The following is a 13,574-nucleotide window of genomic DNA, read 5'->3' on the forward strand; positions in this document are numbered from 1 at the left end:
CGCTTACAGGCCGGGCCGGTCAGGGAATTCAATCGGCTCGCGAACCTGGATTTCACCGACCGGACCGAGCGCGCGGAGTTTTGCGACCAGATCCGCGACCTTGCGCTTCTCTTCGACAGGGTCGATCATCGGCTGGACCTTCACTCCAGTGCCGTCGCGTTCCACCGTAACGGACAAGCCTGCCTCAAAACCAAATTCGGCCGGCAAGCGCACCGCGACACTATTGCCGCTCTTGAAGATCTTGGTTCGGACCACGCCCATCGCCAACTCCTGTCTATACACGTATATACAAGGTTGGCGGTGCCCTCGCAACCGACTCCCAATCTACCGGCTCGACATGATGAACTGGTTCCCGTCGGGGTCGCGAAACCGCGCGAAGGTCCCCCAGGGCTGCTTCTCCGGCGGACCGTCGAACTCGACCCCGCGCTCGCTCAACTGGCGATAGCTGTAGTCGACATCGTCGCAGGCGAAGGAGCCATTGAAGAAGCTGCCGATCCTGTCCTGATGCCCGTCGGGCGTGAACAGCACCACGCTGGTCTCCGCGCCCGGAATGCCCAGCTCGATCCAGCGCTGGGTCTCGCCCATCGGCTGGTCGGTCACCACGCGGAAGCCCATCTTCGTCGTCCAGAAATCGAGCGCACGGTCCTGGTCCGAAGTGGGGATGCCCACGAACTTCACCATCTTGATCATCGCCGTCTCCTTTGTGCGCGAGCCTAACCATGGGGCTTGCAGGCGGGGAGGGGTGCAGGCATTGCTATGGCAATGAATGCCATATCGCTTGACCCTTATGTGATCGGCACCCTGATGGGTGATCTGGTCGGCCATGATCGCCGGCCATCGGCCTTCCTCGTCTATCTGCTGATCGAGGCGAGCGGGGCAGAGGCGCTGAGCTATGCGACCATCGCCGAGCGCACCGGCCTGTCGCGCCGTTCCTGCCAGGCGGCGGTCGCGCATCTCGAACGCCGCCGCCTGATCGAGGTGGTGCGCCGCGCGGAGAATGAGGCAGCGATCTACCGCCCGCTTCGCCCGTGGCGGCGTTAGAGCCGCGCTGCCACGGCGTCCGCCAGGCGGCCTGGTAATTCCGGCGCCATATGCGGATAAAGGTCAGGCTCGATCGCCTCCAGCTCCATCAACGCCAGACTGTCGTCCGCAAGCCGCAACAGGTCGACTCGGGCATAAAGCGGCGCTTCGGGCAGCGCGGCAATCACCGTCTCAGCCAGCGCCAGCTGCGACGCTTCGGGCGCGAACCGGCTGAACTGCCCGCCGAATTGTGGCTGGATGCGGAAATCGCCCTGTTTCGCCACCTTGCGCACCGCGTGACTGAAGACGCCGCCGATGAACAGGAAGGAGAGCTCGCCTTCGCCCGAAACGGCCGGCACGAACGGCTGGATGATCGCGTCGTCGAGCGGCTCGATCGCATCGCCCGGCTTGACGCGCACCGTGCGGAAGCTGCCGCCCGATACCTGCGGTTTCACCACCAGTTCCCCGGCACCGAACCGCTCGAACGCTGCCGCGACGCTGTCGTCATCGGCATGGCCGAACCAGCTCGGTACGATCGGGATGCCCGCCGCCTCGAGCTCAAGCAGATAGGTCTTCCGCGTGTTCCAGGCGAGCAGCGCCGGGCCGTTGAGCAGCAACCGTTCCGCCGGCCAGGCAACGAGCATCGCCTCCCAGCGTGCGACATCGAGATGATAGCCCCAGGAGAACAGCGCGAGCGTGGCGCCGCCGTCCCCCGGTCCCTGATCCCAGGGCCGGGTGGCGAGCGCCATTCCGCGTGCCGTAAACGCATCGCGATACTGGTCGAGAATCTCCGCCGCCACCGCGCCATAGTCGCTGGCGGCGGTCGGCATCAGCACATCGATCGAGCGCATTGCGTCAGGCAGGCTCGCCCACGACCGTCTTCACCTCCATGAAGTCGGTCAGGCCGTATTTGCCGCCCTCGCGGCCATTGCCCGACTGCTTGTAGCCGCCGAACGGGCCGCCGCCATCGGGCGCCCAGCTGTTGATCGTGACCAGCCCGGCGCGCATCCGCGGTGCGACCTTGGCTGCCGCGGCGGGATCGCCCGAGATCGTCGCGGACAGGCCGTAGGGCGTGTCGTTGGCGATACGGATCGCCTCGTCCTGCGTGTCGTACGACGTGATCGTCGCCACCGGCCCAAACGTCTCCTCCTGCGCGATGCGCATGTCGGGGGTCACACCGGTGAACAGGGTCGGCTTGATGAAATAGCCGGCATTGCGCCCGTCGGGCCGCCCGGTGCCGCCGGTGACGAGCGTCGCGCCCTCGTCGATCGCCGACTGGATCAGCCCCTGGATCTTCTCATATTGCGCCTTGTTCACCACCGGGCCGATATGCGCGCCCATCACCGACGGGTCGCCGACCTGGGTCGCCTCCATCATCGTCTTCACGATCTGGGTCGCACCCTCGACCTGCGAGGCATGGACCAGCAACCGCGTCGGCGCGATGCAGCTCTGCCCGGAATTGGCCAGCACGCCCGACACCGTCGGCGGCAGCACCGCGGCGAGATCGGCGCCCTCCAGCACCAGGTTCGGCGCCTTGCCGCCCAGCTCCTGATGGACTCGCTTGACGGTCGCGGCAGCGGCCTGCGCCACCGCAATGCCCGCCCGCGTAGATCCGGTGAAGCTCACCATGTCGACATCCTTGTGGCTCGACAGCGCCGCGCCCACGCCCGGTCCGTCGCCATTGACCAGGTTGAACACGCCCGCAGGCACGCCGGCCTTTTCCAGTACTTCGGCCAGGATCATCGCGCACGCCGGCGATTCCTCGCTCGGCTTCAGCACCATCGTGTCGCCCGCGGCGAGCGCGGGGGCGACCTTCGCGCAGATCTGGTTGAGCGGCCAGTTCCACGGCGTGATCATCGCGACGACGCCCAGCGGCTCATGCACCACGCGCGCGCGGCCGATCCGCTCCTCGAACTGGAAGGCGTTGAGCGCCTTCAGGGTCGACATGAAATGCCCGAGCCCCGCCGGCGCCTGCGCGGCGGTGGCGAAGCCGATCGGCGCGCCCATTTCCTGGCTGATCGCGGCGGCGAGATCGGGGATGCGCGCCTTGTACTCCTCAATGATCCGGCCGAGCAGCGCGGCGCGTTCCTCGACTGTCGTCTGCGAATAGCTCTCGAACGCACGCCGTGCGGCGGCGACGGCCTTGTCGACATCAGCGCTGGTGCCGAGCGTGATCTCGGTGCAGGGCTGCTCGGTCGCGGGATCGATCACCTCATGGCGCTTGCCCTCGCTCTCGACCCAGGCGCCGTCGATATACTGCTTGAGGTAGCTCTTCATCCTCGCCTCCGATTTTTGAATTCGCGGTACGGTGTTGCCGCCTAGATGGCGGGCAACGCGAAACGTTGCAACCTGAAACGCGATGACTATGTGCACGTCACCGCATCAGGAGACCGACATATGGCGCGCGTTGCACGGATCGAGCAGACCGGTGGCCCCGAGGTTATCCAATGGGGAGATGTCGACCTGCCCGATCCCGGCCCGGGCGAAGTCCGCGTCCGCACCACGGCAGTCGGGCTCAACTATATCGACGTCTATTTCCGCACCGGCCTCTATCCGTCGCCGTTGCCGAGCGGTCTGGGCAGCGAATCGGTCGGCGTGGTCGAGGCACTGGGCGAGGGCGTGACGACGCTCGCGGTGGGCGACCGGGTCGGCACCTTCGGTCCGGTGCGCGGCGCCTATGCGACCGAGCGCAACCTGCCGGCCGCGCAGATGCTGAAGATCCCCGATGCAGTGGACGATCGCACCGCGGCGGCCTTGCTGCTCAAGGGCTGCACCGCCGAGTTCCTGGTCGAGCGCTGTGCGAAGGTGCAGGCGGGCCAGACCGTGCTGGTCCATGCCGCGGCGGGCGGCGTCGGCCATATCCTGGTCGGCTGGCTCAAACATATCGGCGCGACCGTGATCGGCACCGTCGGCACCGAGGACAAGGCAGCCCAGGCCAGGGCCGCCGGCGCCGATCATGTGCTGATCCACAAACAGGTCGATGTCGCTCAGGAAGTCCGCGCGCTGACCGGGGGCAAGGGCGTGCCGGTGATCCTCGACGGCGTCGGCAAGGCGACCTGGCCGGTTTCGCTCGATTCGGCGGCACGGCGTGGGCTGATCGTCAGCTACGGCAATGCCAGCGGCGCGATCGATGGTGTGGCGCTGGGTATATTGTCCGCCAAAGGCTCCCTGTTCGTCAGCCGCCCGACCCTGTTCGATTATTATGTCACGCCCGAGGAGCGACAGGCCGGCGTCGACCGTCTGTTCGAGATGCTCGCCAAGGGCGCGATCGTGCCCGAGATCGGCCAGACCTTCGCGCTGGAAGACGCCGCCGACGCGCACCGCGCGCTCGAAGCCGGCGAGACGCTTGGAGCGACGGTGCTGCTTCCCTAACTACGAATCGGGTGGAGGAGGCCCCTCAGTCCAGCCGCCGCAGCGCCAGCCGCGCGTCGCCGGTGTCGTCGCGGATCGACATCACCATCCTGTCGGCCTTCGCGTCATAGCGCATCACGAGTCGCGAATTCACGAGATGGATATCGCGCTCGTTGATTTCGTAACCCTCGGTCTCGTCCGCTTCGGTAAAGCCCGTCTTCTTGCGATAGGTCAGCATTTCGCGGTCGCCGGTGAAGGACAGCCGGTCGCCGCGATGGAGATCCTCGAAGCCGTTGGCCTGGACGATCTCCCAATTGCCGACCACCGCGAGATGCTTGAGCGTCTTGGGCAGTTCGCCGGCATAACCGGCATAGAACGCTGCCCGGCTGCGCATGTCGCCGGCCAGCTTCTCCTCTACCGCCATGCCCGGCAGGCCGGAATCGCGCAGCCGGGTGGACAGGCCGTCGAGCAGGGCAAAGGCCCTTTTGGGATTGTTGTCGCGGTGGAAGGCGATCGTCGCTGCGCGCATCGCGAGATATTCGTCGATCAGCAGATGCGCCTGGCGCAGCGGTGCACTTGGCGTGGTGCCGGGCACGGCGATCGCGATCCGGTCGCTGCCAATCGCACCATTGGCCGCCATATGATAGCCGAGCGAGACCTCCATCAGTGGCGCGCCCTGCGCTAGCGGAGCCTCGGGCAGGTCGGCCCGGGCCTCCGATTTGGCCAGAGTCGCAAAGATGCCGCCGCCATTTGTGCTCAGGAACACCGTCGGCACGGTGATGGTGATCGCACCTTCGGGCGCCTGTTCCATCACCCCGTCGGGAACGCCGAATACGCCGGAGATGCGATATCCGGGCGCGGGCTTCATCGTCATCTGCAGGTCGTGCGCAAGCTCGCTGACCATCGTGTCGAACTGGCCTTCGAAGGTCGTCTTCACATCGGCGTCGTTGGCAATGAAGAACAGATTGCCGCCGCGCACGCTCGACACCTTGGTCGCAAGCGAGGCATCGAACTGTACGCCGACGCCGATCGTGGTCAGGCCGATCCCGCGCTTCGACGCGTCGCTTGCCATCGTCATGAAGCTCTCGGCATCGGTGCGGCCGACATTGGGCTGTTCGTCAGTGAACAGCATCATGCGCGTATTGCCGCTGAAACGCAGCGCCTCGGCAAAGGCGGCGCCGTATCCGACCTTAAGCCCGGCTTCCATGTAGGTGGAACCGGCGCTTTCGATCGAGTCGATCGCCTTGAGCAGGGCCTCGCGATTGCCGGCATAGTCGGTCGGCTGGAGATAGACGGCAGCCGTGTCGCCATAGAGCACAATGCCGAGCCGGTCGCCGTTTCGCATCTGCTCGACGATCTGGCGCAGGCTGGCGCGGACCAGGGCCAGCGGCTCGCCGCTCATCGAACCGGATTTGTCGATCACCGCGATCAGGTCGACCGGCGCCCGACGCCATTTGGCCTCGTCGATGTTCGACGCGAAACCCAGCCCGACGAACAACCGGTCGTCGCGGCCGGGCAGGGCGGCCGGCATCGCTTCGCTGACCAGGCAGAAGAGCTGGGCGCAGGCCTTCGACACCGGCAGGGTCAGGTCATGCTCACCCATCAGCCCTTCGGCGGTGAGCGATTCCGGCCGCGGCATGCCGACCTCGTCGGCGACGGACCGGAAATGCTTGATATCCTGCGCGCCGCCCTGCCGGACCTTCATGCCCGTCACCACGACGTCGGAATAATCCTCGTCGTCCTTGTTCTGCGAAGCGTCCTGAGCGCTGGCGGCCAGGGGCAGCGCGAACGCCGCCAGGGCCAGACCAAGATTGCGAACCGAAGCCAGTCTCATCGCATCTCTCCCGGATTATGTTTCGGAAGAGTATCATTGATGATCCCCGTCCGGGAGAGCGAAAAATTACCCCAGCGCCCGCGCCGCCAGCCCCGCGCAATCCGCGTCCGTTGCTCGTGGCCCCTGGGTGCCGGCGATCGACTGCCCGATCGCCTTGAAGATGTTGCCCACCGATTTTGACCCCGGGGCGAGCGCGACGTCGGGCGTCTTGATCGATCCGCCGATCGTCAGCGTGCCCGGAAGGCGCAGCACGCTCTTCTCCTTGGGCGCGCCGCTCACGCGCAGCGCGATCTGCTCGGAGGGGAAACCGATCGTGCCGGTGCCGTTCGCCTGGCTGCGGGTCGTATCGATCAGGAAGGGATCGGCCGTCCCGACGCCGCGCCTGACCGCAAGCCGCACGATCGCGCACCGCAGCGTCGCAACCTGATCGCCATCGGTGAACAGCCCGCGGCCAAGATCCAGCCCGAGAAAGGAGGCGATCTTCGCCGGCAGCACCCCGTCGCGCGCGACCAGGCCGATCGTGCCGTCCGACGCACCGACCACCTCGCGGATCGTGCTGCCGGTGCCCGTCAGCTTCACCCTGCCATCGACTCGCCCGTCGACTTCGCCGCCGCCGCCCGCCAGCGTGCCGATGCTGCTGCCGGCAAGCTTCAGGTCGATCCTCACCAGCGGCTCGTTGCGCCCGCCGCGCTGGTCGACGCGCATCGACCCCGTGATGGCGCCGCGGGTCAGGTCGAGCGTGAAGGGTGCGACGCTCATGAGCTGGTGGTCGATCGAGATCGTCCCGCGCATCGCGCGCAACGACGAGGGCGCGGTGCTGATCAGCTGGCGGACGGTGAAGGCGATCGTCCCGTCAGTGCGGGTGATGCGCCGGATGTTGATCCGGGTATCGGGCACCAGCCTCCGGCCGATCGCCTGGCGCTTGGCCGCGGCTGCCGCGGCCCCGGCGCGCGAGGCGAAATCGTCGAAGTCGAGCCGGTTGGAAAGGACGGTGCCGTCCAGCTTGGTCCGCCCATTGACCTTGCGCACCGCGACTCGTCCCGCGATGTCGGATCTTCCGATGAAACCGGTGATGCCGGTCACCTTCCACAGATTGCCGTCGCGCCGCGCATGGGCCTTGAGCTTGACCGGCCGCGTGCCGAACAGGCCAGCCTCGATGATCGAATCGACGAACTTCAGGTCGTCGGCGCGGGCGGTCACATCCATGGTCAGCCCGCCCGGGTCGAGCGGGGCGTCCATCGCGCCGATGACCGTCATGTCGAGCGCCGCCCCGTGGATCGTCGCCCGGAACGGCCAGGGCTTTCCTTCCGCACCCTCGACCGCCGGGCCGCGCGCCGCGATGGTCACCGGCTCGCCGCGCACCACGCCGGTCCCGGTCAGCGTCACGCCCTGCTGCGGATCGGCGGCGATCTTCGCGGTGAAGGCGCGCTCCTGAAAGGCGTCGCGATAGGTGATGCTGCTGTTCGCGATGCGCAGGCTGGTCAGCGCGATCGAATCCCCGCCGCCGCCGTCCTGCGCGGGGTCGTCGGGCTTGCTCCAGCTCTTGCGGCGCTGCGCGTCGCGAACCAGCACCAGATGCGCCCCGCGCACGTCGATCGTGCCGGGGCGGAAATGCCCGAACAGTAGCGGCAGCACCGGAAAGCGCAGCCGGACGCTGTCGACATTGATCAGATCGCCGGTGCCGGCCCAGCCGGCCTGGGGTACGCGAAGCCGGCGGATCGCGACGGTCGGCGACAGCGAGAAACTGTCGAGCCGCTCGACCGATCCGATCGTGACCGGCCGGCCGAAACGGTCGCTCAGCCGCGATTCGATGGTCGATTTGAACATCCCCCATGGCATCATCGCGAGCACGATCAGCGCGAGGACGATCAGCGCAACCACGCCCCCGGCTGCGAGATGGAATCGCCGGTCGGCGAGGACGGTGCGGATGGTCATTGCGGGAAGGACGAACCGATAGGCGGATTCGTTCCGGCCAATGTCATGAGCGCCGGCAACCAGCGCTCACAGGCAACCGGCCTCCGACAGGATTGCGGACGCACCGTCGATCGTCCCGTTCGCGCGCCGGACCCACTTTATGCGAGCGACTTCGTTGCAGGGCAGGCTCTCGATCGTCCTGATCGCCTGGCCATGCGGCCGGTCGACGGAAAAGCCGTTGGACTGCAGCCAGGTGACCAGATCCGCTTCCGGTGCGCCGCGCCCGAACCTGCTCCGGAATTTCTGCGCTGACATGGGGTCGTTCCAGCGTGCGTCGCGCAACAGCGCCGGGCGCCGTTCCGCCATCACGATGGCTGCCGACAGTCCGACGGTTTCCAGGTTGACGAGGACGATCAGCACGAGCGCTCCAGCCGCCAATGCTAGCCATGTCCTTCGGGTCTTGCGTGCCGGCATGTGTCTCCGCGCCCGGTTATTGCAGCTGCCGGGTCTGGGTATCGACGATATCGACGATCTCCGACACAGGAATGGTGAAGGTGCCGCCCTTCGCTTTCTTCCACTCGGCAACACCCTCCTGCAAAGCCGTCGCCGACAAGTCGGGATTCGCCGTGGACAGGCGCGTCACGCTCTTGTCGAGCGTGACGGCGGAGACCGGAATATGCGGCAATATGTCGGCCATGCCGGGCCTGCCGAAATGCACGCCCGTGATGCTGAGGTGATAGACTTTGCCGTCGCCATAGGCCTCGATCTTCTGGATTTTCAACAGCGATCCAGCGTCCTGCGGCCGGTTGTGATACTCCCAGACCTGGCCTTCGGCATAGGGCGCGGGCGGACTTTGCCCGGACAGGGCCATGGCCGTGACGATCAGCATTGCGGTGCGAAGCAGGTTCATCGGCGGCCCTCCAGCCTGGAGGCTCGCACGTTCGCCGGCTGGTTTCCAGCTACAGCCATGAAAAGAAAAGGGCGCCCGGATCGCTCCGGACGCCCTCCCTCTCGAAACGAATTCGATCAGTAGGAATAATACATGTCGTACTCGATCGGGCTCGGGGTCATTTCCCAGCGCGCCACGTCTTCCATCTTCAGCTCGATATAGGACTCGATCTGGTCGGCGGTGAACACGCCGCCCTTCAGCAGATAATCGTTGTCGGCGGCCAGATTCTCCAGTGCCTCGCGCAACGACGCGCAGACGGTCGGGACCTGGGCGAGCTCTGCCGGCGGCAGGTCGTACAGGTTCTTGTCCATCGCTTCGCCCGGGTGGATGCGGTTCTGGATGCCGTCGAGGCCCGCCATCAGCAACGCTGCGTAGCAGAGATACGGATTGGCCATCGCGTCGGGGAAGCGCACTTCGACGCGCTTCGCCTTGGCGCCCGTGCCGTACGGGATGCGGCACGATGCCGAGCGGTTGCGCGCCGAATACGCGAGCAGCACCGGCGCTTCGTAACCCGGGACCAGGCGCTTGTAGCTGTTGGTCGACGGGTTGGTGAAGGCATTCAGCGACTTGGCATGCTTGATGATGCCGCCGATGAAATACAGGCAGGTGTCGCTCAGGCCCGCATAGCCATTGCCCGCGAACAGCGGCTTGCCGCCTTCCCAGATGGAAAGATGGGTGTGCATGCCCGATCCGTTATCTTCCTTGATCGGCTTCGGCATGAAGGTGACGGTCTTGCCATAAGCCTGCGCGACCTGGTGGCAGACGTACTTGTAGATCTGCATGCGGTCGGCGGTCAGCGTCAGCGTGCCGAAGGTCAGGCCGAGCTCATGCTGGGCCGCGGCGACTTCATGGTGATGCTTGTCGCAGGGCAGGCCCATTTCGAGCATGGTCGAGACCATCTCGCCGCGGATGTCGACGGCGCTGTCGACCGGGCCGACGGGGAAATATCCGCCCTTGGCGCGGGGACGATGGCCGAGGTTGCCGCCCTCATATTCACGGCCGGTGTTGGTCGGCAACTCGATATCGTCGATCTTGTAATAGCTCGTCGCGTAGCTCGTCTCGAACTGCACATTGTCGAACATGAAGAACTCGGCTTCCGGGCCGATATAGATCGTGTCGCCAATGCCGGTGGTCTTGAGATAGGCTTCCGAACGCTTCGCGGTCGAGCGCGGGTCGCGGGCATAGAGCTCGCCGGTCGAGGGCTCGACGATGTCGCACACCAGGATCAGCATCGGCGTCGCCGAGAACGGGTCGGTCCACACCGCGTCCAGATCCGGCTTCAGGATCATGTCGGACTCGTTGATGACCTTCCAGCCCGCGATCGACGATCCGTCGAACATGAAGCCATCGGTCAGTTCGTCCTCGCCGACGACGGAGGACACCATCGTCAGATGCTGCCACTTGCCCTTCGGATCCGTGAATCGCAGATCGACCCACTCGATCTCCTGGTCCTTGATCATCTTCAGGACGTCGTTCGCCGAATTCGCCATAGTGCCCCATGCCCTTTCTAATAATGTCGTTTGCCCGATAGAATCGGGAATCATGTTGTCGCCCCGGAGGGCCCTGCTGTCACAATATGCTGCGTTGCGTCAAATAGCGTCTTCGTTGCGCTCCCCCGTACGGATACGGAGCGCGGTTTCAACCGGAATGACGAAAATCTTGCCGTCGCCGATGCGGCCGGTCTGCGCGGCGGCGGCGATCGCTTCGACCACGCGGTCGGCCAGCGCGTCCTCGACGACCACCTCGAGCTTCACCTTGGGCAGGAAATCCACGACATATTCCGCGCCGCGGTACAGTTCGGTATGGCCCTTCTGGCGGCCGAAGCCCTTGGCCTCGGTGACGGTGATGCCGGACACGCCGACCTCGTGAAGCGCCTCCTTCACCTCGTCCAGCTTGAACGGCTTGATGATAGCCTCGATCTTCTTCACGTTGGTTACGCCCCCGGGTAAATGGTTGGCCAGTGTGAGCCGCCGTACGAACAGGACGGCTCTGCCTGTCGGCAACCCTTACAACAAGCGTGCCAGCCGCGCGAGCGAGGAACGCTGCGACGCATTGCCCGATTCGCGGGTTAATGGATGCCTAACGCCCGTGCAGGCAGGCAGCTGCTGCCCTATTTTGCGGCAGTGTCCGGCGTTGTCGGGGCAACTTACCCCTCTCCCATCGGGAGAGGGAGGGGCCCATGCGAAGCATGGGAGGGTGAGGGCGACCCGTGCTTCAAGTCACCCTCATCCGGCGCTGCGCGCCACCTTCTCCCGAGGGGAGAAGGGAAGTGCCTAAAGCCCGCTCAAAAATGCCGCCGGCACATGATCCGTCAGCCACACCCCATTTCCGGTTAGAAAAAACACATGCCCCGCCGCCGCCATCGCGCCAGCCCGCACGGTAAGGATCACCGCTTCGCCCCGGCGCGCGCCGACGATCGTCGCGGTCTTCTCATCGGGCGAGAGATGGACATGGTGCCGCCGCATCGGCTTCAGCCCCTCGGCACGGATCGGCGCGAGGAACCGCTCGACCGTGCCGTGATAGAGCAGCTCGGGCGGCTCGGTCTGCGGCCAGCCCAGCTCGACCTCGACTGAATGCCCCTGCCGCGCACGGATGCGCGCGCCGTCGGCGGAGAGTTCGAAGCGCTGCTTGTCGCTGCCCTCGACCACGGAGAGCAGGCGCTCCCAGTCGCAGTCGATCCTTTCGGCGGCCAGCGCCGCGAGCACGCTGTCCGTGTCGGTCCAGCCCGCAGGCTCGAGCGTCAGCCCCGCCGCGTCCGGCCGATGCCGGAGCCAGAAGGACAGGGTCTTGGAAATGGTCTTGTCGTCCGTCATGATTTTTCCATTGTAGCATAGTCGGTAACCCCGACCGCAACGGCTGGTGCGGCGCCCGGTCCTCGCCTAGGAGCGGGCGCCGGGGGGAATGATGGCCACAACCGACAATCGGCTGCCGCTGATCGCGTTCATCGTCTTCATCGACATGGCGGGCATCGGGCTGATCATTCCGATCCTGCCGTCTTTGGTCGAGAGCCTCGGCCATACTGACGTCGCGCATGCCGCGCTGATCGGCGGCGAGTTGCTGTTCGCTTATGCCGCGATGCAGTTCCTGTTCGCGCCGCTGGTGGGTGGCCTCAGCGATCGCTTCGGGCGACGGCCGGTGCTGCTCGGCACGCTCGTCGCGCTCGGCCTGGATTATGCGTTGATGGCCTGGGCGCCGACGCTCGCCTGGCTGTTCGCCGGGCGGCTGATCTCGGGTGTGATGGGCGCGACCTGGGCCGCGGCGAACAGCTGCATCGCCGACATCTATCCGCCCGATCAACGCGGCCGGCTGTTCGGGCTGCTCGGCGGGGCAGGGGCCTCGGGTTTCGTGCTCGGCCCGGCGATCGGCGGCCTGCTCGGCACCGTCGGACTGCGCCTGCCCTTTATCGCGGCGAGCGTGCTGGCGTTGACCGGCGCGGCGATCGGCTACGTCATCTTCACCGAAACGCTTCCGCCCGATCGCCGCCGCCCCTTCACCATGGCGCGCGCCAACCCGTTCGGCACGCTGATCCGCATGACGCGCTACCCGTTCGTGCTGGGCATCCTCGCGACGATCTTCCTGATGCAGCTCGCGGCGCAATCGCAGCTCTCGACCTGGGGCTATTTCCTGATCGCCCGCCTGAACTGGTCGCCGCTCGATATCGGCCTGTCGATCGCGACCTTCGGCATCACCATCGCGATCGCGCAAGGGCTGGTCACCGGGCATGCCATCGCGCGCTTCGGCGAGCGGCGCAGTGCGTTGATCAGCCTCGCTTTCGGGCTGCCCAGCTATCTCCTGCTCGCTATCGCCGGGTCGGGCTGGATGATCTATCTCGCCATCCTCGTCGGCGCGCTGACCGGCGTCGCCTTCCCCGCGATGCAAGGCATGATGAGCTCGCGGATCGAGGAGGATGCGCAGGGCGAGCTGCAGGGCGCGGTCGCCAGCACGATCGGCCTGACCTCGATCATCGGCCCGCTGGTGATGACGGCGGTGTTCGGCCATTTCGCCGATGCGAAGGGGGTGTATTTCCCCGGCGCGCCGTTTGTGTTGGCGAGCGGGCTGCTCATCGCGGCATGGCTGTTGCTGGCTTGGACGATCCGCCGGCAGTTTTGATCGGCAGCCGATGTATCACGCTCAGGCCTCCGGCCCGAAGGGTTGGCGAACATCCTTCAACTGGTTCGAATCGAAGATCAGCGAGGATGCGTGTCAGGATTTGTCCATCCTGAATGGCTGGCCTGCTCGTAAGGGCTGGTGACGTTCCAGTTAACTATGGTCTTCACTATTTAACTAAAGTCTAATCCGGCCTTAACGGAAGTACGCATGCCGCATCGTCTATACATTTTCAAACTTATTCCATGAGTGTAAAACTATCTGGGCAATCTATTGTTCTATATTCTGTAAGACGGCTCTGAAATTGGTCTTGATGCGGTCGTATTCCGGGTTATTTTTGGTAGAAAATGCATGGATATGAATTGTAGTAGATAGCCGTTGTATGTTTCGTATTCCATA

At 65.4% G+C, this 13,574-nt stretch carries 14 protein-coding genes; 3 read left to right on the forward strand and 11 right to left on the reverse strand.

From position 1 onward, the window contains the following. Positions 1-3 precede the first annotated feature (3 nt). A complete protein-coding gene (locus WC729_RS24775) occupies positions 4-261 on the reverse strand; it encodes an antitoxin (protein WP_372857125.1) in 258 nt (85 codons plus the stop codon). 63 nt (positions 262-324) lie between these two features. Further along, a complete protein-coding gene (locus WC729_RS24780; protein ID WP_372857126.1) occupies positions 325-690 on the reverse strand; it encodes a VOC family protein in 366 nt (121 codons plus the stop codon). 72 nt (positions 691-762) lie between these two features. Between WC729_RS24780 and WC729_RS24785 the strand changes: the two genes are divergently transcribed. Further along, on the forward strand, positions 763-1,041 hold the full coding sequence (locus tag WC729_RS24785; RefSeq protein WP_372857127.1) for a helix-turn-helix domain-containing protein: 279 nt from the start codon (positions 763-765) through the stop codon (positions 1,039-1,041). On the opposite strand, the gene WC729_RS24790 is transcribed toward WC729_RS24785, so the two are convergent. Both WC729_RS24790 and WC729_RS24795 read right to left on the reverse strand, forming a co-directional pair. Next, positions 1,038-1,871 carry a RimK family alpha-L-glutamate ligase gene (locus WC729_RS24790; protein ID WP_372857128.1) on the reverse strand — a complete coding sequence of 278 codons (834 nt, stop codon included), beginning with the start codon at positions 1,869-1,871 and terminating at the stop codon, positions 1,038-1,040. The two genes, WC729_RS24785 and WC729_RS24790, sit on opposite strands and share 4 nt — an antisense overlap. A 4-nt stretch (positions 1,872-1,875) precedes the next feature. Next, on the reverse strand, positions 1,876-3,297 hold the full coding sequence (locus WC729_RS24795) for an aldehyde dehydrogenase family protein (RefSeq protein WP_372857129.1): 1,422 nt from the start codon (positions 3,295-3,297) through the stop codon (positions 1,876-1,878). Positions 3,298-3,417: 120 nt separating this feature from the next. Here WC729_RS24795 and WC729_RS24800 point away from each other — a divergent pair, with 120 nt between their 5' ends. Beyond that, positions 3,418-4,392: a quinone oxidoreductase gene (locus WC729_RS24800; RefSeq protein WP_372857130.1), complete on the forward strand. Its 975-nt coding sequence runs from the start codon at positions 3,418-3,420 to the stop codon at positions 4,390-4,392. Between the two features lie 25 nt (positions 4,393-4,417). On the opposite strand, the gene WC729_RS24805 is transcribed toward WC729_RS24800, so the two are convergent. The 7 genes from WC729_RS24805 to WC729_RS24835 all read right to left on the reverse strand — a co-directional run bounded on the left by WC729_RS24805 (position 4,418) and on the right by WC729_RS24835 (position 11,881). Next, on the reverse strand, positions 4,418-6,205 hold the full coding sequence (locus tag WC729_RS24805) for a VWA domain-containing protein (RefSeq protein WP_372857131.1): 1,788 nt from the start codon (positions 6,203-6,205) through the stop codon (positions 4,418-4,420). A gap of 66 nt (positions 6,206-6,271) precedes the next feature. Beyond that, entirely contained in the window at positions 6,272-8,140 is a 1,869-nt protein-coding gene (locus WC729_RS24810; RefSeq protein ID WP_372857132.1) for an AsmA family protein, read from the reverse strand. 66 nt (positions 8,141-8,206) lie between these two features. Next, entirely contained in the window at positions 8,207-8,539 is a 333-nt protein-coding gene (locus tag WC729_RS24815; RefSeq protein WP_372857133.1) for a hypothetical protein, read from the reverse strand. A gap of 70 nt (positions 8,540-8,609) precedes the next feature. Then, positions 8,610-9,029, reverse strand: a complete 420-nt coding sequence (locus WC729_RS24820; protein ID WP_372857134.1) for a hypothetical protein — start codon at positions 9,027-9,029, stop codon at positions 8,610-8,612. A 116-nt stretch (positions 9,030-9,145) separates the two neighbouring features. Beyond that, entirely contained in the window at positions 9,146-10,558 is a 1,413-nt protein-coding gene (gene glnA / locus WC729_RS24825) for a type I glutamate--ammonia ligase (protein ID WP_372857135.1), read from the reverse strand. Between the two features lie 99 nt (positions 10,559-10,657). Then, entirely contained in the window at positions 10,658-10,996 is a 339-nt protein-coding gene (locus tag WC729_RS24830) for a P-II family nitrogen regulator (RefSeq protein ID WP_332718811.1), read from the reverse strand. A 345-nt stretch (positions 10,997-11,341) separates the two neighbouring features. Then, positions 11,342-11,881 (reverse strand): RNA 2'-phosphotransferase, encoded by a 540-nt coding sequence (locus WC729_RS24835; RefSeq protein ID WP_372857136.1) that lies wholly within the window; start codon positions 11,879-11,881, stop codon positions 11,342-11,344. A 91-nt stretch (positions 11,882-11,972) separates the two neighbouring features. Here WC729_RS24835 and WC729_RS24840 point away from each other — a divergent pair, with 91 nt between their 5' ends. Continuing rightward, complete coding sequence (locus tag WC729_RS24840; protein ID WP_372857137.1) at positions 11,973-13,178, forward strand: TCR/Tet family MFS transporter; 1,206 nt, start codon at positions 11,973-11,975, stop codon at positions 13,176-13,178. Positions 13,179-13,574: the final 396 nt, after the last annotated feature.

The sequence above is a fragment of the Sphingomonas sp. genome (assembly GCF_041661825.1).
Lineage (GTDB): Bacteria > Pseudomonadota > Alphaproteobacteria > Sphingomonadales > Sphingomonadaceae > Sphingomonas.